Source organism: Sporosarcina sp. FSL K6-5500 (assembly GCF_038005665.1).
GTDB classification, from domain to species: Bacteria; Bacillota; Bacilli; order Bacillales_A; family Planococcaceae; genus Sporosarcina; species Sporosarcina psychrophila.
Genome location: NZ_JBBOTP010000001.1, coordinates 933,747 through 954,553 on the forward strand (window position 1 = coordinate 933,747; position 20,807 = coordinate 954,553).

Sequence of the window (20,807 nt, forward strand, 5' to 3'; positions counted from 1 at the left end):
TATAATATATAGTTGGAATTAAGATTGTAATGGACGTTACCTGAAGACTAAATCAAACAATTCATTTCGAATCATATCAAGAGAATGCAAGATCATTACAAACTACGTTTCATGATTTCTGTTTTGTCCTTGTTCAAGAGGAAATTTTAAAATTATAGAAAGCAAAAAAAGTCCCTTGACCTATTAAGGGTTCAAAGGACTATATTCTTTGATATCTATCATGGTTGTCTGAGTAGAGTCATTTACCATATATCTCGACCTCACTGACACCGGATGATAATTTATTAATTAATCATAATTTTATAACTTTTTTTCAAATTCTTGTTAGTAAAGTAAAGGGTACCTCCTTCTTGGGATAAATCAGTTGTTAGGAAATCGGTAATTTGTATAAGTACACTACCGTCTATTTTCATTTTAAATAAATAACCGCCATGAGAGTAGTTACTAAAGTAAATCCAGCCGTTGAAGACAACTAATTCATTTGCCCGAACATCGGCTATTTTTTGATCTCCTGAGCCGTCTTCCTTAATTTTATACAACTTAATGGCATCTTTATTATTCGCATAGTAAATCCAACCATTGTCAAGATCAGATGTCCATATGTTAGTTCTGAACTCGTATTTTGTGTTTGTCGCTGTTGGCAAGTTGGCATTATTCCAAGAATGTGTTTTAGCTAATTGTTTGTCAGAAACTAAAAAATAGCCATAGCCCACTTTCCCTTCACGGTCAGGGACAGGGTCGTCCCATGTGACGTCCAAGTTATACCATTCACCTTCAATCTTAACTTTATTCCAAGCATGATTCATTGCCGGAGTACTACTGACGTAAAGCGTTTCAATTCCTATCCGGTTTAATAAATAAACCATTGTCACTGCATACCCTTCACAAACGGCTGTTTGGTTCACCATTAAACCATACAGAGAGTAGGATTCTTTCGGGATTGTGTTATTTAGATAGTTATTATAATCATACGCTGTGTGTAATACGACATAATCATGAATTGCTTTTACTTTTTCGTACTCAGACATGCCTGCGTTTATTGTCGATTCATACAGTTTCTCAACTGACCAATCAAGTTCACCTCGCATTTCCCTAATCTTCTCTTTAGGATATGCATATTTAACCTCAAATCGACCATCCGTCCAGAAAAGACTTCCACTATATTGGTAATAGAAAATGTCTGGATGCTCTTTCAAAACTTTATTCAATTCTGCGAAAACAACTTTACTATCTTTTGAGTACTCCCCGATATTAATTGTATCTTCAAGATTTTTCAGCCCTACATAAATAGCTGAATACACATCAGTGACTTCTGTTATGTCCGGCTTTTGCTCAGTCGGCGGTGCTTCATAGACAAATTGTAAATAGACGGCTTTGCCTAATTGGATTTCTTTATGATTATCTAACTCTTTTTGGATTAATAGTGTATATATTTCACCTTCTTCGTAGTATGCAGGTGATGGTTTGATTTTAATTCCAGCAGTATTAATTCTAATGTTAGTAAAGATTTCTATACCAGCAGCATCTAAAATTTTCACTCTATATGTATTTTGTTCCGTTACGTTTACGGGTGTATTAAATGTAATTGTCCACTCTTTTTGAGGGTCCGTAATTGTTTGAAGCGGTTCCCACTGGGTTGCAGATTGAAGCTCTGGAATTACTGCTTTTCCTTGCAGTATCCTATTAGAAGGCATAACTTCACTCTTCGTTATTGACTCATTGGGCTGAAGCGCTGTAATCTCTTCAAATGCTCCCGCCCCATATGTAAATCGTTCTTCATCCACATCATGTTGAATTTGAAAATCGAACTTTTCCACATTCGGGGTAGCAGCATAGGTAGAATCATTAGCCGTAAATAGTAATGTGAATGCCATACAAATTAAGAAAAATGGTTTCTGAAACATATGAACCTCCTATTATGATTTAATTTTGAGATCTGTTAATATTATTTACACTATCCCGAAGACCGTAGTTATGAACCAATTCAAATCTCAAGCCCCCCAAAAACACATTTAGTAATCTACCTTTTCGTCTTCCGTAATCATTTAATAATCCAACTTAATAGTACAATAGAAATGCACCTTTTTACATAAGTCATTAGTAACGGAATATATGAGTTAGCATTTTCAATTACCAGGTATTTAGACAAACCTAGATGCGGAAGAATTCTAAGTTTATTTCCGAAGATTTTTCAAATATCTTCTATGATTAGAACAACTTTACCAGATGTTTCAATTTAAATTAGCATCGGTTTAATACATTTCAGTCTTGCCATAAAAAGGAGAAGGGAAAAGAGTTCAGTTTGTATGTGAAAAGACTCATCAGCAAGAGCAGAAATTAAATCTGAATAATCATTCACCCGATAAATTGCTGACACTTATTCTAAAATCACATCTACAACCATTAAAAGTCCAATCGAACACATCAAGGGATAACAGGCAAAACACCAATTCCTTCGGCAGTAAACACATAATTAGTAGCTATAATGGTATTGAATGGACTAAATCATACTTATTAAAAAGTAGCTTTACTTGCCTATATGAATTTGTATTAAAGAAACTTTTGAGACAGGATTTTTTGTCATGTCTTCTTTTTCTCACCTCTTCACAGTTAACTTATTATTCCTATTTTCCGTTTAATTAATCTTATCTAAACAAAAAAAGAAAAGTCTCCCCCGAGAAATTAGCTTAAATTTTCTCCGGTAGACTTTTTGAAGAGGACAGGACAGTTTTCTAGCGTTTCGCAATTCACGGTTAGAATATCCTTCTTAATGCAAAGTGGCAATATTTTACTCTCATAAGGGGTGAGCTGTTTAAACAAACCTTTTTAAAATCGTATTCTATGTGTGTGCCACTTAAACCTTCCTCTCATTATAAATTCGGTAATTTCAATGATACACGCAATTTTAATACAACTATTTTTTCTAAATTCAGGTGGCTAAGTTGATAATACAACTAGTCAAAAATATAATTATTAATTGCAGGAGTTTTAATTTCTATCACGGAGGAGGGTATCTGTATATTAGCCTTAGTTAGTTTTCTATATTCCTCTTGATAAACAACAGAATTTAGAAACTTATCTAGGTATACTAGGGATATAGAGCGATGCAAATAGTCTTCATTTTCGGGGACATAAAAACCATAACTGATGTTTCTTATAGGTTTAGGGAGTAATCTATTCGGAGATAGCCTTACCGATTTGTTTAAAATAGAAGTTTCACTTGTATCAACATAATAGTACATATTTGTTTCATCTTTTTCTAAAAGACGCTTTTCACCATCATCAATTATATAACCTGTATGGTGCATAAGGAACTGTTTGTCGGTTACTATAGCCATAAGGTTTCGTTCTTTCACGCCGTTTAACGTTATGACTTTATCAGGAGAGCTATCATCTTCCTTAATTGTAAATTCCATAGTCGTTAAGTGTTTTAACGGATTCCCACTACGGTCTTTAACACCGTTTGTCACATATAGAATATAAGTATCCCCTGGTCTGTAACTTTGTTCAGGAGCATATATTTTCACACTTTCGTTATCCTCATTTATGGACAATGATGAGCTGAGTAGAATACCATCCTTACTAATATAGGTGGTGTAGCGAATGTGCGTTTCCATAAATAGCTCGCAGCTAATTGGGTGGTGTTAAGACGGTATTGACCCGGGATCATACCAGCCAATTTTTGCATGATACGTTTATTATTATAAATAATTGATACAAGACTCGATATCTCATTTTAATTCCTTATATCTGCGAAGGGCTATCCCATAATACATCTCCTGCTTCAAAAGACCAACGAAGATCTCCTTTGGTGAATTATTAAGACAGTTTACTTTACGGGACATGCTTTGGAAAACATGGTGACGTTTAAGCGTCTTCACCCATTTACTATGCTGATGATGCCAGCCTTAATTAGAGTGTATAGTGATTCGATATTTTGACTATTTTACGATTTGAAGAGCGACTTCTAACGGGTTCTTCACAAAGTACAGTGTTGGATATAAATGACGTATGAAAAAATCTCTCCGTTATACATGTCCACAATAGGACTAAGATAAAATTTCAAAACATCTGTACACTTGAATTCTGTAATGTCTGTCGTCGGCTTTTGATAAGCCGTATTTGTATAAAAACGGCGATAAATAGGGTTCTTCGCAACAGTCTCCACATTGCCTTGATAAGATCTATAGCGACGAGATTTTCGGGATTTCTCCATTTTGAGTCCGAGCTTCCCCATGATACACTGAACTTTCTTGTGGTTCACTGTAATCCCTTTATTTTTCAACTCCAACTGAATTCGACGGTAACCATAGTTTTCATCATTCTCTTCGAAAATAGTTTGAATCTTTTCTTCCAACTCTTGCTTAGGGTGCTCCGTCTTCATTCCTTTCAGACGATAATGGTAAGAAGATTCAGGGATGCCTATGACCTGAAGGACGGCCTATAGCGGGAAGTTATCTTTGAGTTCGAATGATAACGCTATTTTCGCTTTTCGAGATAACTCTGGCCGTCCTTCCGGTTTGTGCAGGGCTTCAGCAACGCCCTCAATGATTTTTTCCACGAAGCGATCATCAATGGATTTGTTAGCCCGAAGTGAAGAGCTGTTTCAGTCAGAGAAGCGCCTGTCCTTTTCATAAAACTTGGTACATCCAGCTTGAATTGAACAGAATAAACTTCATTGTTTTTCTTTCTTAAAAAGTCCAATTGCGCCGTGTTTCTTGTATATATTCACCCCGTTTCTAAGTTGCGAATATGATTTCATCTCGTATTTACGGACTAGTAGTTTGAAACCAAGTGGACTATTCGGGTAATCTCTCACAACCATCAACTTAAATTCATCGCTATATTTAGTCATAATAAAACACCCCCAAAATTAGATATTGACTCTAACTTTTGGGGTGCACAACAAATTAAGAGGACTTTTTCTATTTGCGCCAAGTTAAAACGCAATAATCAGAATAAATTTATCTACCTTCCTTGAGTCACCTTATACTACACGTACGTTCCCAACTTTATCAAACTTCATTTTTAAAAAATCGTCTGACGAACAGTGCAACACACAATTAGGTATAACAGAAGACTTTATCTGTAGTACAGGCACTGTTTAGATTCATTTATTATGAAGCATTCCAAATCTCCGTCGCTGCCTGCTTGGTCATTGGAAACATCTCCATTATCATTCCATTATGTTTGATACGATATTCTTTACTGTGATAATAGTCTAGATGTTTAACCCACTTACGAGAATCAACTTTTACATACTCCCCAGTCTTGGTGTTAATATAAGTCGAATGAGCATATAAGTGGCTGACAATACTATAGTTATCATTTGTGTCTGCATCATTTGTAGTGATTAAAGCGGTATGGGAGTCAATCATTTCTTTTGTAAGGAAATCCTCCTTTTCAGCTCTACGTAGTAGTTGATCCATTTCAGTTGTTGTCATTTTCCCTTCTAATATCTGAATTGAGAACTGTTCCTCATTCACATCTGTTGGAGCATATAAAAAGTCTGTCCGATAGGTATATTTATCTTCTTCATCATAGTAGCTCATAAATGTGTAGTCTACGTTTGATAAACCAATTGCTTCCACATAGGCTTTCATCTTTTCTTTTTCACCGATTGTCCCTTTGATGTCTGACAAGATATTAGTAATCCCTTTCATTTTTTCAGAACTATTATAGTTAATTGACCAGTAATCAACGGAATCGTCGTCAACACGAGTAAGTCCAAACTTACACCTAGTTGTGGTAAAAGTACAATCTCTCATAAATTCTTCATAGCCGTTTCCTTTGAAGATAACCTTTTCCTGATTTCCCCAATTCGCATTAAGTTCTTGAACGAGTGCTTTTTTTTCAGCTTGATTTGCATACGGGTATTCTGTTATATAAATATCAACGTTCGTCCCCTTCAGGTTATACGTATGCTGATCTTTACCAAAACTTGCAGTATCCTCTTTAGATGCATAGTAATATTCGTCAAGTATATAAACATCATCACCAATTTTAAATTTCTTCGCACCATCTTTTTTCGACAATACTACGTTTTCCAGCATGATAGAGTCAGAATTCAGTTTTGTAGCACGTGTAAGAAATGCAGAAAAATGAGCACGTGTGACAGTACCATTCGGCTTAAAGGTACCATCGGGATAGCCGGACGTAATTTTGTTTGCCGCCAATCGATTGATATATGTGTAGGACTTATGTGACTTGGCAACATCTTTAAATACAATCATTGAATCACCCTCTAATTCGAAGGCCACAGAGACAGCCCTCGCTAATGCTTCTCTCGTCAAAGGGGCATTCGGTTTGAAGGATCCGCCCAACGGAAACAATCCTGAATGTGCCGCAATATAGATCTCCCGATAGGAAGGATCTTCAGGCCCGACATCGCTATAAGGAGATAAATTGGAAATGTTTTGTTTTAGACCTAACATTTTCACAAGCATCGCCGCAGCCTGTCGGTTAGTAACAGGCTCATTTGGTTTAAAGGTTCCATCAGGGTATCCGCTAATGACCCCTTTACCCGCTAAATATTCAATATCTTTGTAATTACTATGGTTCTTTGAAACATCACGAAACGCAGCCGCCATTGCTGAATTTGAATTCACCATGTTAAACATTGTAAAAATCAATAAACCAACCATCCATTTCCTCATAGATTCTTCCCCTCTCTGCAACTATAGTCATTGTTAACTTAAATTTTCATGCACGTTACCATTTAACTATATTATGAATCATTGTGTAAGTAAATAGTAACAAAACAATTACTGAAGAGTTTTTCGATATCAGTGAAAAAAAGTAGTGTAGCACACAGTGCACCACCACTAGCGTTGCGTCACTTAAAAATAACAGTACTAGATACAGTTTAACCCAGAAAGGAAAAAAAGAAATTCTTCAACAAAATGTATTTTTTATTTTTCGTAAGTTTGGTTTGTACCTGTTACCTAGGAGCTGCTAGAACAGATTCTAGCAGTCTTCTGGGTTTCGGATGGCACTTGTACAATAGGCTCGATTCTTTCACTAACCGTAATGACACGTTGTCTACATGAATATTGCAGATGAATTGAGCCACTTAGGCGGAGGTTTGAGCCTGGCTTTGCGGAACGAAGAGCCACTATACACCCTAGGAACCGATAGGAATAGCTGTATATAATAGATTCTCGTGTGAGGAGTGTGAATATGCAACGACTGGGGAATGCTACCAATTCTTTCCCGCACAACTTGACATGGAGAGGCTCCATGTCAAGTTGTTTATCCAGCGCATTGAGCTTTAAGTTCGCACCGATACCGCACTTTATACCCTGCTGGCATGGATCCGTAAAGCACAGAGATAGTAGTTCACTTCATCATCTTTTCGTGCTTATACGTATTCTAATACAAATGGTTCATTAAATTCAGCAAGTACATCATCACCTTTTTCCAAAACAAAAAGAGCTTGCACTAATGGCAAGCAAAAGTTTAATAAATAGGTATTATCATGTTTTATTGATTCATATCGTCCAAGGAAGTCTTGTTCCATCTCTGTTCTTAGTGATAGTGGTAGGTCAGCCTTTAGAAACTCAATATCACTTAAATATTGAATGATTTTCATTTCATTTTCCCTCTTTCAATCAATTTCACAGTAACTCTACCGCTAATTGCTTTTCAGCCTTTGACGTCTGAATGTAGTATTTGGCGGTCATATTTACGTTCGCATGTCCAGCGAGCTTTTACACGGTCGTCAGCTCTACTCCTTTTCGAAGAAGGGCTGTACAAAATGTGTGTCGTAGCATGTGCGGGTGCACGTGGAAGCCGAGCTGTTTGCCACCTGCTTCTAGCCATCTCCGAACGCTGTCTCGGTGCATTCTTGGTGCTCTCTGGCTGAGCAAATGATGGGGGCTGTCGCTGTGTTTGTTGCTGACACGCCCTCCTTTTTGGTAGTTTTACAGCTGTTCTAGCACGTCCTGTCTGAGCGGCACTTCTCGGAAGTTTGCCTTTGCCTGTCACCGTCAAAACAGCCTCAACTGGATCGATGTCTGCCCGTTTGATGCCTACAAGTTCACTGACTCGAACGCCAGTGTACAGAAGCAGGTAGCCCATCAACCGATTGCGTTCTGATTCCTTTTCAAGATGGAACAAAAACTGTTGGACTTGTTGCTCTGTCAGAACGCTCACTTCATCCTCTGAACCATTTGCCACCATGACTTTGTCCTTCTTCAACTTGATGTACACAGCTTCGACATAGCCTTTGTCAAACAAACAGTCATTGTACACTTTTAGGCTGTTCACCTTTTTATTGATCGTTGCCACTGACAATTCTTTCTTTTGTAGCTCTCTATCGTTTTAGCAGCTTTTCCTTCTTCTACTAGCCACTCAGTAAATTGTGCAAGTATTGTTCTCTGCATTCCTTTCTCCTCCTCAAAATAGAGTAGGCGCATGAATAAATTCATGCGCCTCTCACAGATCCGTACGTGCGGGTCATCGCATACGGCTCCTCCATGTTTATCCCCTTTGGGGATGCAAGTCTTGATAAATATCTACTAAGAAAATTAATCGTTGTTCCCTGAACCTTTCGTTGGAAATGGCGAAATGAACTGGCGGGGAAAGAGAACTTCTCCATTTGGTCATTCTAAGACGGGGGAGCTCTCCTTTCCAACCATTTCTTCTAAGCTCCTTATGGAGTTTATTTATTTCCCGCCAGCTTCGTAGCTGAATCATCCGCAATCTTCGCCTAATCCATGAATCTAAGTTTCTAAACAATGTCTTACAGAATCCAATCCCAAAATACCTCCCCCAACCCCTAATCACAGAGTTGAGACGACGCTTAATAAAATCTTCCATGTTCACTGTTAAATTTCTTTTCGTAATGTCCTTAATTTTCTGTTTGAGTTTCTGAACCGCTTTATTCGAGGGTGTATGGAAATATCCCTTTTTGAAAGTGTATCCAAGAAAAGTGAAAGACTCAGACATGTTATCTACGATTTTGGTTTTCGTCGGATGAACGACCAGCCCTAAATTCTCTTCGAGTAATTTCTTCACTGATTTCAAAACTCTTTCAGCACCCTTTTGGGATTTACAACAGATGACAAAGTCATCCGCATAGCGTGTAATTCTATGCCCACGCGCTGTCATCATTACATCCAGTGTATGTAAATAGATGTTAGCTAACAACGGACTGATGACACCCCCTTGCGGGCTACCGCTAGTGCTTTCCTTAACAATTCCATCTTCTACTATTCCCGATTCTAGAAATTGTACAAGTAAAGCTATCACACTACTATCTACTACTTCTTCACGAACTAATTCAATTAACTTCTCGTGAGGAATGGAGTCGAAATAGGTCTTGATATCTGCATCAATAACGAACGTGTATCCCGCCATCAAATCCTTACGGATTGCATCTATCGCCATATGTGCACTGCGGTCTGGTCGGAATCCGAAACTGCATGGAAGGAATTTCTCTTCAAAGATTGGTTCTAACTTCCGCTTGACCGCTGCCTGTAAGACACGGTCACCGACAGTAGGAATCCCCAGTGGACGTTGCGTTCCATCTGCTTTTGGAATGTAGACTCTTCTTACCGGTTTCGCACGATACGATTTATCACGCAATGATTGTTGGAGCACTCTTAAGTTGTGTTCCAGTTCCAGTTCAAGTTCATATTCCTTAATCGTGATAGTGTCTACACCGTGCGCTCCTCTGTTTTTCTTCACATCATAAAAGGCTTGTTCCAGGTTTGGGTATGACCAAATCTTATCAATAAGGCTGTACCACTTTCGTTTCTTTGTGGATATTCCTCCTACACGTAAGCCTTGCTTTTCTGTTAGTTCTTTCATGTATCCGTTACCTTCCTAATCCTTCGACTGGTTGACTAGTTTGCACTGACCAGTATCTGAAATAGTACTCCGCCCCTAAACAACCTACTTTCTATTCGGTCCCGATTCTTCGGCTATCTGCCTCGTCGGCTTCTGTTTAGTACATGGAGAGCCTAAAATGCACTTGCTTTTCTTGCATGGACAGACCGGCTTCGCATCAAGTCACTGCCTTTTGAGTCAATGCTTGTCTTGTCAATCAGATGACAAGTCACTTACCTTTATGGCTTTTCCGGTAAGTTTATTCACTACTATCCCCTGCTCTGACTTCTCACCTTCCGTAAAATCCTTCTTGTCCATTGCGGCTTTGAAAGACCCTTACCACCTAAGGTGGAGATGATGAGATCTCCTTGGGTCACGTCAATTCTCTTTCCCCCGAATCCAGTCCTCGTAACTAATAGAATATAGTGTGGTTTTGGACTTCCCCACCTTTTGCAAGGTTATCCTATCCTACCAGCCAACATGGTTAATGCCATCTGTTCCGAGTTTCGCCTTCTGGTCCTCCGCACGGAATCTCGCGATACCCGCACTACCAGTCAGCTATACATTTCCGCCACTACGGCATGTTAGGGACTTACACCCATTAGAGAAAAGCGCTGCCAAGCGCACAAAAGAGCAACAGCTTGGAAGCCATTGCTCAACATTTCACCAAACGACTAAACCAATTCTGCGTAGGCGACATGGTTCACCTTTCACCAATCTACAATTACACATGATCATTCTATCTCTCCTCAATAATTTCTTTTGCGACTGCTGTTACTGCTGCGACAGCGACAGCTACTACTACTTGTTGCTGCATACTCATCCCACCTTTCAAATATGCTTGTACCATGGCCACTCACGACAGTTATATAATAAAGAAGTGAGCTGTTGCTTACTAAAAACGCTGATATTCCTTTAGTGACAACAATCCTGCTTGTATGACTTGAACGTATAAAGAACTGTCGTCAGTTTCCAATCGAATTTACTTAGTTATGTCGTGAGTATCATTGGATGAGTGGAAGCACATTCCGAAGAACCAGCTCACCATTTTTCGTAACCACCTGTAAACACCAATCCGGCAAGTTAGGGTGAAAAGCAACTGCACCGACCCATTCATTTTCAGTTTCATCTACTGCAAGCATGATTTCATAAAGTAGCGTTTCAGGAACCACCTCGAATAGCTCACTCGGAACAAAGAAACTTTCAACCTCAGACACTCCCAACTCCACTGCCTCTACACTGATTTCTTCAGCAGACACTTCCATGTAGAAGTTCTCTTTTAGCGTTTGCATGAACCATTCCATTTCTCTCGTTAGCTCCATCAGATGTACCCTCTTTCCTTAACAACCAAAAATCCCAACTGCTCCAAATTCGATTCATTCTAATCTCCTCCTGAAATTAAAATAAGCCCTACCTCCGCGATGGAAGTAAGGCATTTCTATTTGTATTCAGGAATATAATATATGAATGAAAGTGAAGTAGAAACGGAATGGAAGTAGCCTTGACACTAAATTAACTATTTCATTACAATTCAGGTCATTAGAATGCAAAACCATTACTTTTTTCACAGTTTCATGATTCCCGTTTTGTCGGTTTTAAATAGGCTATAGTAGAAGTAGAGAATGGAAAGCAAAAGAAAAAGCCCCTTGACCCATGAAGGATCAAAGGACTATATTCTTTGGTGTCATACTCACCCCTCAGAATTGTGTCTGAGTTGTATAAGTGACTGGCACCAGGTATTTAAAAAGAACTTATTCTTGCGTTGAGCCTTTTGTATTATTGAAAATTAAATGTCCAAGTCATTGTACCCGTTACATTATTGCTATCTGTATAATCAAATGTTATATAAGCTGGACCTGGACCAACTTTTGTTACATTTAAATATACATGCCCTGAAGGATTCGGACCAGTAATCGTAGCAGTTGCAATACTTGTATCATTACTTCTTGGATTACTGAATGTAACAGTTGAGTTATTTTCCCCTATTATCGCAACTGTCAAATTCACATTCGTTGACATCGCATAAGTTCCAGGGATCGTCCCACCATCAATATATGGTGCTGAAATATTTACTCTCGGTGTATTAGGAATTGTAACTATTACTGGAGTAGACTTATAAGCCACTATACCTGTAGCATTATCCACTATTTTATAGGTTACAGTTACATCACCAGCTGTAACACCTCTTATAGCACCCATACTTTGGTTAAGCGTCGCTGAACCTGTGCCATTCGTTACGCTCCAAATGATGGATTGACCAATTCCTGGAGCTGTATAACCAGTTGCTGCAGAACCCCATCCAATTACTGAAAAAGGCGCTGGAACTGTTGGTACTGTTCCTACAGCTGCTTGTGGATGAACCGTCACAGTTACAGTCCCTTTTTCAATCACCACTCCATTCGCATCTTTTCCGACATAAGTAATAATTGAAGTACCTGCTCCCGCAGCCGATACTTGACCTGTTGTATCATTAACTGTCGCTACTCCTGGTGTACCAGATGTAAAGTTTTTATTAGTTGCTGTTGCGGATAAGCCTGCACCCACTAGTGCTGTTGTTACCTCACTCATTTGTAATAATTGAGCATATGTTAGACTTGTTGCTGTTGCTGCTGGATAAACCGTAACACTCACACTATTACTCATAGAGGTACCCGATGTGTAACTAATCGTTGTCGTTCCTGGTGCAACGGCTATGATTACACCCGTAGTTGCATTAACTGTTGCAACTGCAGTATTACTTGATGACCACGTTTTTGTACCTGTTTCAGTTGTTGCTACTGTTCTAGTAGTTGTCTCACCTAATTGTAAAACTGTTGTAGGCGTTCCTACACCTGTAATCATTGCACCTATTTGTATGCTATTCTCGTCTTATACCTTCTCTATCTCTCAGTTTTATAACGAGCCTTCACCATGCAGGCGGCTTTCACCGCACACGGCGATCCATCAGTGGTGTTGTCTGTCTTTACTTATTTCCCTGATTATATTATAAAATAGATTGTAAGACTTGTCACTACCATATTGAAATATTCGGATAACTATAGAGATAGAAAAGTCGATCAAATAAGCCCTACCTCCGCGATGGAAGTAAGGCATTTCTATTTGTATTCAGGAATATAATATATGAATGAAAGTGCAGTAGAAATGGAATGGAAGCAGCCTTGACACTAAATTAACTATTTCATTAAGAATCATTTAAAGAGAATGCAAAATCATTACATTCTTCACAGTTTAATGATTCCAGTTTAGTCGGTTTTGAAAAGGTTATAGTAGAAGTAGAGAATGGAAAACAAAAGAAAAAGCCCCTTGACCCATAAAGGTTCAAAGGACTATATTCTTTGGTGTCATACTCAGCCATCAGAATTGCGTCTGAGTTGTGTGAGTGACTGTGCTCGAATATTAAGAAGCCATTATTGTTTCTACAGTTTCATTTCCTACTGAATCAGTTACTACAACATAATAAATTACTGTAGACAATATGTTAGATGACGCAGTCCAAGTCAATATACTTGAAACAACTGAACCTGAACCTGGTATTTCAGTTGTAAGAGCCACATCAGAGAATACCTTAACTGTTACAACATTGTCATCAGATATACCACTGATGACACCTGTTGCAGTCGATGCACTCGTTATGGTTACTGATGGATGCGCATCATCTATAGAAATTGATTCTGTTGATGCAGCAGAGATATTACCTGCAGCATCAGATACATAAACATGATAAGTACCACCAATGCTTGGTACAATAATACTCGTTGCTGTACCAGTTGCATTTGTTATAGTTGTTCCATTAGCTGTCGGTACTGTCGTTTGACCCGCTGGTGCAATCCAAACATTGTTTGTTGGATCACCAGAAGAAACGATAGTAATAGAGGCGCCACCTTTTACAGTCGTTCCTGGACCAGGGAATACTATATTTTGTATGCTATTCCCGTCTTATACCACAGAAGCGGCTTTCGTTTCGGGCCTACACCGTACAGGCGACTTTCATCGCATACGGCGTGCCGTCAGCGGTAGATTTTTTATTTCCCTAGCAAATCAAGTGTCATCTGAGTAATAAGTTAATAATCGATAAGAAAAGCCAGTCGCAGACATAATCTGGACTGACTATGATTATTACGCTTATTTTAGGGAAATAAGTTTATAGACTACCACAGACTGGGTTCCTTCGCTCCTGCTAGTTTTATCCTTCTCGTATGTTACCATACAAGTCCAAACGGCTAGCGATCGTCACTACTATGAACCCGCTGCCATCTTACTAGCTTCACTGGTGCTAACTCACCTCTTCTAGTAAGATATCAAACGTTCCATCGTGCTGTTCCCTTGTTTTGATGACCGTAGGCTTCCACTATCCAGAGTGGGCATGATTCGTTTAACAGTTCGAATTAGTCGAATCACCAACTGTTTATTTTGAAACAGAGAATCAGGTATGAACTCCTAGCAATTTCGCATACCTGACCACATCACCCTGCCTACATGGATTCGTCGTCCTAGCCATAGTCATCTTTTAAAGAACCCCGCCTCGGGACCACCGAGTACGACTTCACCTGACTTCATCCCTTCGAGCAGATAGGCTCTCACTGGATGCAGGAGGATTAGGCTCGTGAGCAATAAGGAACTGTTCAACACGCGTCAGCACTTCCCTGACGAATCCAGCACGATAGTTAGAAAAAAACCCCATGGAACATTACTAATTAAAGTATAGTCCATGAGGTCAAATTTCTGCTTATTTCACTAGTTCTAGATTAATAGATCAGCTTATAAAGCAACGTTTCGTTTAGTTTTATTAAAGAGTAACATTCACTGTATAAGTAACTGTAACCGCTGCATGAGTTGCTGTTGCAGCTTTTGTTGCTGTGATTACAGTTGATCCAACTGCAAGAATTGTTACTTCACCAGTTGTTGGGTTTACTGTAGCTGTTGCTGGCGTTCCACTTGTATAAGTGATTGCCCCAGCTCCGGCTCCACCTGTCACTGTATTTGTGAATGCTGCATCACCAACTTGTTTTGCAATTGGTCCCACATCTGCGAACGTGATAGCTGATGGAGTAAGTGCTACTTCTGTAACAGTAATTGTAGCATTAGCAGTTTCCGTACCTGATGTAATAACTACATCGTATGAACCAGCGTTGAATGTTACTACAGCTGTTGTTCCGTTAGCAAGTAGTGCATCTACTTCGCCTTGTACCCATGCAGTTTTTGTAGTTTGATCTGTTTGGTTTGCAAATGGAATTGCATAAGTTCCAGCTTCAACTAGACCTTTGTCTGTTGCAACTGCCAACTGATCAGTTGCTGCTTGAACGTTCTCATCAACATTCACAACCAATTCAGTTTCACCAATTAATTTAGAACCATCATAAGAAACCAAGTTTTTGTTGATAGTGATTACGTTAGATACGTTCGCACCGATGTTTAATGTACCATTTGGAAGAGTAATCTCAACTTTCTCAAATCCATTAGTAGTATCTGCATCGATATCTGCAATTGCAATGCTCGTTCCTGCTGGAAGTGTTACACCGTTAAGTGTATAGTTCGCTGGGTTTGTAGCATCGCTTAGACCGCTGTATTGAACACCTTCAGAGAATGTGATTTCAAGTGTATCCTCTAAAGTGCCATTACCTGCACCTTCAACCATGTATTTTCCTGCTTTAGCATGGCCAACTGCATATTTCTGTACAAAGAATGGTGTATCCGTTGAAGCAGACTTTACAACTTTGAAAGCTTTTGTTGCCGATGCAGCTGTGTTACCTACATCGTCAGAAATTGAACGGATAACGATTGTCCAGTCTTCACTACCGCCTTTATCAACAACATTTTGTGGAGTATTTGCAGAGTCCCATTTAACCTCAAGTACTTTGTCAGCTGCATTTTTATCCGCATACTTTACAACAGTACCATTCACAGTTACAGCAGCGCCATTTTTATCTTTACCAAGGAACTGAACAGTTGTAACCGGTAATGAAGTTTGACCTTGTGCAAGTGTATCGTTACCACCTACTTGTCCATCTAATTTAACTGGTTCGCTCATCGTTACATGGAATGTATCAGATGCAGCTACACGCTCAATTGTGTTGATAACTGGGCTAGTTGTATCAGCTGAATTTAACGGTGAACCTGCATAGTTCAAGTCTAGTTTAATTTCATCGTTTTTCAAACCATTTGTAACGCTAGTTAACACATTTTTCTTAACAAATAGACGGAATTTGTCATTATAATAGTTTTTATTTGTTGCATCAGTATCGTAAACTTTTGTCCAGTCTTTTGTTAGCTGGATAACATACTCACTTGCTGATACTCGAACAATTTTATATTCATTTGTATTTACTTGACCTTCACCGGGTGTACGTCCAGTAACATCTTTATACTCGCCGTCTGTATCCAAGAATTGGAGTTGGATATCACCATTTGTAATCAATGTTTGAAGTCCAGCTGCATTAGCCACTGACAATGATTTGTCAAATTTCAAACGGAATTGTTCTGGTGATTCAACTGTTACTGTTGCATTTGGTTTTGCAGAATCTGCTGCAATGTTAAACTTCAAGTTTTGCGTAGTTCCTAAGTTGTTTTTATCTGTTGCATATGCAAAGTCCTTCGTTGAAGAAATTTGTAATGTATGCTCACCTGCTGAGAAGTAACCTTCAAGTGTAGTATTAGCTGGATCATTATCAGCAATACCATCTTCATCGTATTGATTAGTCAATTCAATTGTAGCAAGATCACGATTATCTACTAGAGTTACTGGGTTGAACTCACCAAAATCATAAGTAAAGTGTGTTGGTGAATTAAAACGCCCATCAATTTTAAAAGTCGCATCAGCAATTGCTTCAGAGAACTTCACTTTTAGCGTGTTAAGACCTTCCACATTTACAGCTGTAGCTTCTGGTTTACGTGCATCTGTTACTTTAAAGTCAGCAGATGAGATTGTTTCTTTACCAATTGAGTTAACTGCTACTACATCCACTTTAACGTCAGCGTTATCTTTTAGAACAGTTGCTTTATCAAGGATTACTTCAACCGCTTTACTGTTGCCGGCTACTGGTTTGAAACCTTGGACTGTAAAGTTTGTATTTGAACCTTGTGCAAGTTCAACTGTTTTGCCAGCTACTTTAAATACGTGACTGATATTTTCTGGTGCTGTGTTAGCTGGAATGTTTTCAGCTGTATATTCAACTCCACCAACTAGGTATAGCAATTCACCTTTTGTGTTTGTTTTAACAAAGTGCTTCAATGAAACTTCCTTGTCAAAGAATAAAGTAACACGATCAGCTTGGTTTGCTTCTGCTGAAACGAGTGTCAATGTATCAACATTTTCAGTTGTTGATGTAATAAATGGTACGTTTAATGTTGCAACAACTTTACCAATTAGCTCTTTATAGTCACCAGATGCTTCGATAATTTGAGCATCAATTTTAGCATTGATGTTAGTATTTGAGAACTCAGAAGTTAAAAGAACCGTAGCTGTACCGTCTTGAACTGTAACACGTTTTTGTGCAAGTGTTCCGTGCGTCGTGTTAAGGTCAAGTACAATGTTGTCAGCGTCTTTGTCAATTGTTCCTGTTTCTTTGCTGATTAGGTTGAATGTAACTTCAAGGTTGTCAGAACCGTTCGCTACAAGTGAATCTTCACTTGTTTTGATTTGAAGTTCCCAAAGATCAGTAACTGCCGGTGATTTGAATGATTTTGAACCGAAGTCCACAGTTTCTCCACCAACAAGAACATCGCTAACAACAACTGTATAGTCAGTATCGTAGTTAAGTCCAGAAACAGCTAGAGTAACAGTCTTTTTATCATCAGCAAGTGATGCTGCTGTTACGTTACCACCTTCAATTGCAAAGTTAGCAGCTGTAATAGAGTCAACTTCTTGGCTAAGAACAACTTTAACAGTTGTCTTGTTAATCGCCTAAAAGTAACTTGAAGTAAGGATAAAAATGGATGGTCGGAAACTCAATGAACTCAACGTCCGGCACACCTCGAGGTCTGGTCCAACAGTTGTTCAGGAGTGAATCAAGTGGAGAAGTTGCAGTAAGTTGGAAACCAAGACGAAATCAATAAAAGCTGCCCAAGGCAAAGGTTTCCATGAGGATTGCAATAGGCTGTCCGACTCAACAAGATCTGCATCGATTCTGATGATGGAGAGCTAATCCAATAGATATGCCCTTCCATCAAAGTAAACTTGTACATACCCTGACATCCCCATTCCAACATGCTACTACTTTAATGAAGGAACTCAATTTTCACCTGAATAATAAGCCCATACCATTCCCGACACACGAACGGGAAAACCCCGGGGAAATTCCTCACCAACTCCCAAATTCCCACTCACACAAACCGATGCAGCACAAGGGATTGCACCAAAAACCCCACGATTCCCAGCGGAAATGAGGTAGAGACATAAATAGAAAATCTTTTCGAATGATCTTGTAAAAGTAAATGAGGAAATCGAACTTCATGAAACCTTGCTGAATCAATAGAAAAGCATTGTTGTTAAACAAAGACTCGGCATCAATGTTTGCACCCGATATAAAGTTGTATCTATATTCTGTTTGTATTGCTTAAATATCAATCAACTAGCTAATTTAATGGAATATGATGACTAACACCTTCTACAGTAAATATAGTCACGTATTATGAATATAATCTCATTACTTCAGCAATCGTATAAATGCCAATATCCGATTCTAATAAACTATAGGAAATTTACTCATAAGATTTCCTTACAATTATTTCTTCATCTATGATTTATTATAATCAAACATAGCAAGCTAGGATAACAGACATACTAGATGAACATCTAAAAATAAGCTGATCTGCATAAACTACACAAATCAACTTATTCTAAGTAACATTTAGAACCATTGTTGCTCATTCAAGCGTAATGGATAAAGCCTGTGCTATCAAGGCATCTACTAATTACCGAATTCTATTGTATGGTTAATAGAACATATCCCAACTGAATTACCTGTACAATTCATCTTCATCAGGTTTCCCTTTAGTGTCTCTTCTCTTTTTCCGTAGGGAATCGCGGGGTTTTCACCACAAACCCTTGGCACTACTCAGTTTGCGGCATGGGGGTTTTATGATTTCAACAGGGAATTCCCCGGGGATTTCCTGAGGACAGTGGTTTCCGTTTGTTTTCAGAAGCAGCTGGAAAGATTATTTCAGTAATTGTTCCATTTGTTGTTGGTACCCGTAATTTTTGAAGAAATCGATGAGCGCCACTTCAAACACATCTCGTTGGGTCATGCTCTTTTCATTTGCGAATTCCACGACCATCTGATCCAATGAATGGACCATCTGCACAGTCTTTGTCTTGGCAATGCCTGGAATCATGTAACGCGGGATGCTGCCGAGTGATCCGTATGGCTTTAGAATATCGACAAGCTTTGACTCATTTTGTTTGAGCATTTTCAGTAGTGGAAGGTATTCGGCAAGTAAGTACATCTCTTCAGTAGTTACCGCTGTTTCAGCGTCCAGTTTAACTTCATCCTCTGCAATAGATTCCGGAACGACTGATGCTTCTAGGTGCGCTTTCTTCACATAGGTATTTTCTTCGCTGTCCCAAGAATACCCTCGACCTAACATGTAGGTAGCCAACTCCTTATGATTGGAGAAGCCTAGCTGGGCAGCGACGATTTTAGCATTCCCGGCATTATCCTTCAACAGCTGAAGAATACGACTTGCTCTTGACATGTCCACATGACTTGATTGTAATGCTGTTTCCTCTTGTTTCAATGCGTAGTTTTGCTGGTCTGCATCCCAGGTAAACCCTTTTCGGCGCATGTAAATATCCAATGTTTTATACGTCTTATGATTAAATTCATTGGACAATTCTTCACGTGTCCTTCCTGACACTAAACCTGTGAGTATTTCTTGGACACGGTCATCCTCTAAGACGTTCAATACAGCTTGATTGGTCATTAATCTTCCCCCTTATACTAAAGTAATTTGATTCACAGCATCTGCTAATTCAGCACTTTCAACATGGATATAAACACTCGTAACAGTGCGGTAATCGGCATGTCCTAACAAATTAGCGACGGTTGGTATATTGGCGTTATTCTTCACAAGCATAGAGGCAAAGCTATGACGTAGCGTATGACAGGTCACATGCTTTGTCCAACCTAATTTTCCAACCGCTGCTTTTAGCTCTCGATTGACGTATTGATCCGAGATTGTACCTGTTCTTTTCAAGGCAAAGAAGTTGTTGGAAGATACTTTTGGTCGCTTATTTTTGACGTATGTTTGTAACGGAACGGCTAATTCATCCGATAGTGGGATTAATCGATTCTTCCCACCTTTACCGTTAATGACACGAATTACTTTATTCTTAAAATCTACATCCTTCAATTCTAGATCAATGCATTCTCTGATTCTAAGCCCCGTGTAGGCAAGCGTGCGAACAAGCAATCTAATCAGTTTGTGATCGATAGCTTCCAACAACTCGTTGATCTCCGCCGCATTGAGGAAGGCACGTTCCTCTCGCTGTACCTTCGCTTGTGCAATGTCGGCTGTCGGATTAGTGGGAACATATTTTTTACGGATTGTGTACTGGTACAAACGACGAATTGCATTCAACACCACATTCAGACTCGCTGGTTTGTATCCTTTTTCATGCTTCAAGTAATGAAGATAGCCTTCCAAATCTTCTGTCGAAAGATCATCCACAAATGTTGGTCCGTTATTTTTGGTATTAAAATAGTGTATTAACATATCATTGTGACCCTTATAGCTACGGATGGTTTCTGGACTCATTTCTTTTTGTATGAGGTGCTGCTCCAGCTCTTCATTGCAGGTTGTCAGTAACATTTGGTTCATCTCCTTCAATGTGATTGGTTCAGGTATATAATATATATATCTAAATTGTATCGTTACGCTTAAACATATGGTCAGGTCGAGCGACACACCCTTGTCCGAGTTTTCTGACGTTCATCTCCAGCTCACTTGTTATCTAAAGAAAGCTTGTGATGGACATTTAT

Annotated in this window: 14 protein-coding genes; 1 reads left to right on the forward strand and 13 read right to left on the reverse strand. The window is 39.0% G+C overall.

Features of this window, described 5'->3' with window-relative positions:
- Positions 1–284 precede the first annotated feature (284 nt).
- The 10 genes from MKX62_RS04055 to MKX62_RS04105 form a co-directional block, all read right to left on the reverse strand.
- Positions 285–1,904 carry a DUF5050 domain-containing protein gene (locus MKX62_RS04055; RefSeq protein ID WP_340740819.1) on the reverse strand — a complete coding sequence of 540 codons (1,620 nt, stop codon included), beginning with the start codon at positions 1,902–1,904 and terminating at the stop codon, positions 285–287.
- A 1,050-nt stretch (positions 1,905–2,954) separates the two neighbouring features.
- The gene (locus MKX62_RS04060; protein WP_340740820.1) at positions 2,955–3,527 is read right to left on the reverse strand and encodes an Ig-like domain-containing protein; all 573 of its coding nucleotides are present in this window, start codon (positions 3,525–3,527) and stop codon (positions 2,955–2,957) included.
- 452 nt (positions 3,528–3,979) lie between these two features.
- Entirely contained in the window at positions 3,980–4,384 is a 405-nt protein-coding gene (locus MKX62_RS04065) for an IS3 family transposase (RefSeq protein ID WP_340740821.1), read from the reverse strand.
- 291 nt (positions 4,385–4,675) lie between these two features.
- Positions 4,676–4,855 (reverse strand): transposase, encoded by a 180-nt coding sequence (locus tag MKX62_RS04070; RefSeq protein WP_340740822.1) that lies wholly within the window; start codon positions 4,853–4,855, stop codon positions 4,676–4,678.
- 262 nt (positions 4,856–5,117) lie between these two features.
- Positions 5,118–6,656 carry an S-layer homology domain-containing protein gene (locus MKX62_RS04075; RefSeq protein ID WP_340740823.1) on the reverse strand — a complete coding sequence of 513 codons (1,539 nt, stop codon included), beginning with the start codon at positions 6,654–6,656 and terminating at the stop codon, positions 5,118–5,120.
- Between the two features lie 704 nt (positions 6,657–7,360).
- Complete coding sequence (locus tag MKX62_RS04080; RefSeq protein ID WP_340740824.1) at positions 7,361–7,591, reverse strand: hypothetical protein; 231 nt, start codon at positions 7,589–7,591, stop codon at positions 7,361–7,363.
- Between the two features lie 53 nt (positions 7,592–7,644).
- A complete protein-coding gene (locus MKX62_RS24410) occupies positions 7,645–8,289 on the reverse strand; it encodes a tyrosine-type recombinase/integrase (protein ID WP_445683519.1) in 645 nt (214 codons plus the stop codon).
- 192 nt (positions 8,290–8,481) lie between these two features.
- Positions 8,482–9,813, reverse strand: a complete 1,332-nt coding sequence (gene ltrA, locus MKX62_RS04095; RefSeq protein ID WP_340740825.1) for a group II intron reverse transcriptase/maturase — start codon at positions 9,811–9,813, stop codon at positions 8,482–8,484.
- 1,022 nt (positions 9,814–10,835) lie between these two features.
- A complete protein-coding gene (locus MKX62_RS04100; protein WP_340740826.1) occupies positions 10,836–11,153 on the reverse strand; it encodes a hypothetical protein in 318 nt (105 codons plus the stop codon).
- A gap of 454 nt (positions 11,154–11,607) precedes the next feature.
- Positions 11,608–12,672 (reverse strand): Ig-like domain-containing protein, encoded by a 1,065-nt coding sequence (locus MKX62_RS04105; RefSeq protein ID WP_340740827.1) that lies wholly within the window; start codon positions 12,670–12,672, stop codon positions 11,608–11,610.
- Between the two features lie 634 nt (positions 12,673–13,306).
- On the opposite strand from MKX62_RS04105, the gene MKX62_RS04110 reads away from it, so the two are divergent.
- Positions 13,307–13,546: a hypothetical protein gene (locus MKX62_RS04110; protein WP_340740828.1), complete on the forward strand. Its 240-nt coding sequence runs from the start codon at positions 13,307–13,309 to the stop codon at positions 13,544–13,546.
- Positions 13,547–14,617: 1,071 nt separating this feature from the next.
- Here the strand turns inward: MKX62_RS04110 and MKX62_RS04115 are convergent.
- The 3 genes from MKX62_RS04115 to MKX62_RS04125 form a co-directional block, all read right to left on the reverse strand.
- Positions 14,618–17,527, reverse strand: a complete 2,910-nt coding sequence (locus tag MKX62_RS04115) for a hypothetical protein (protein ID WP_340740829.1) — start codon at positions 17,525–17,527, stop codon at positions 14,618–14,620.
- A gap of 1,457 nt (positions 17,528–18,984) precedes the next feature.
- Positions 18,985–19,749, reverse strand: coding sequence for a hypothetical protein (locus tag MKX62_RS04120; protein ID WP_340740830.1), 765 nt, complete (start codon positions 19,747–19,749; stop codon positions 18,985–18,987).
- 12 nt (positions 19,750–19,761) lie between these two features.
- On the reverse strand, positions 19,762–20,637 hold the full coding sequence (locus MKX62_RS04125; protein ID WP_340740831.1) for a tyrosine-type recombinase/integrase: 876 nt from the start codon (positions 20,635–20,637) through the stop codon (positions 19,762–19,764).
- Positions 20,638–20,807: the final 170 nt, after the last annotated feature.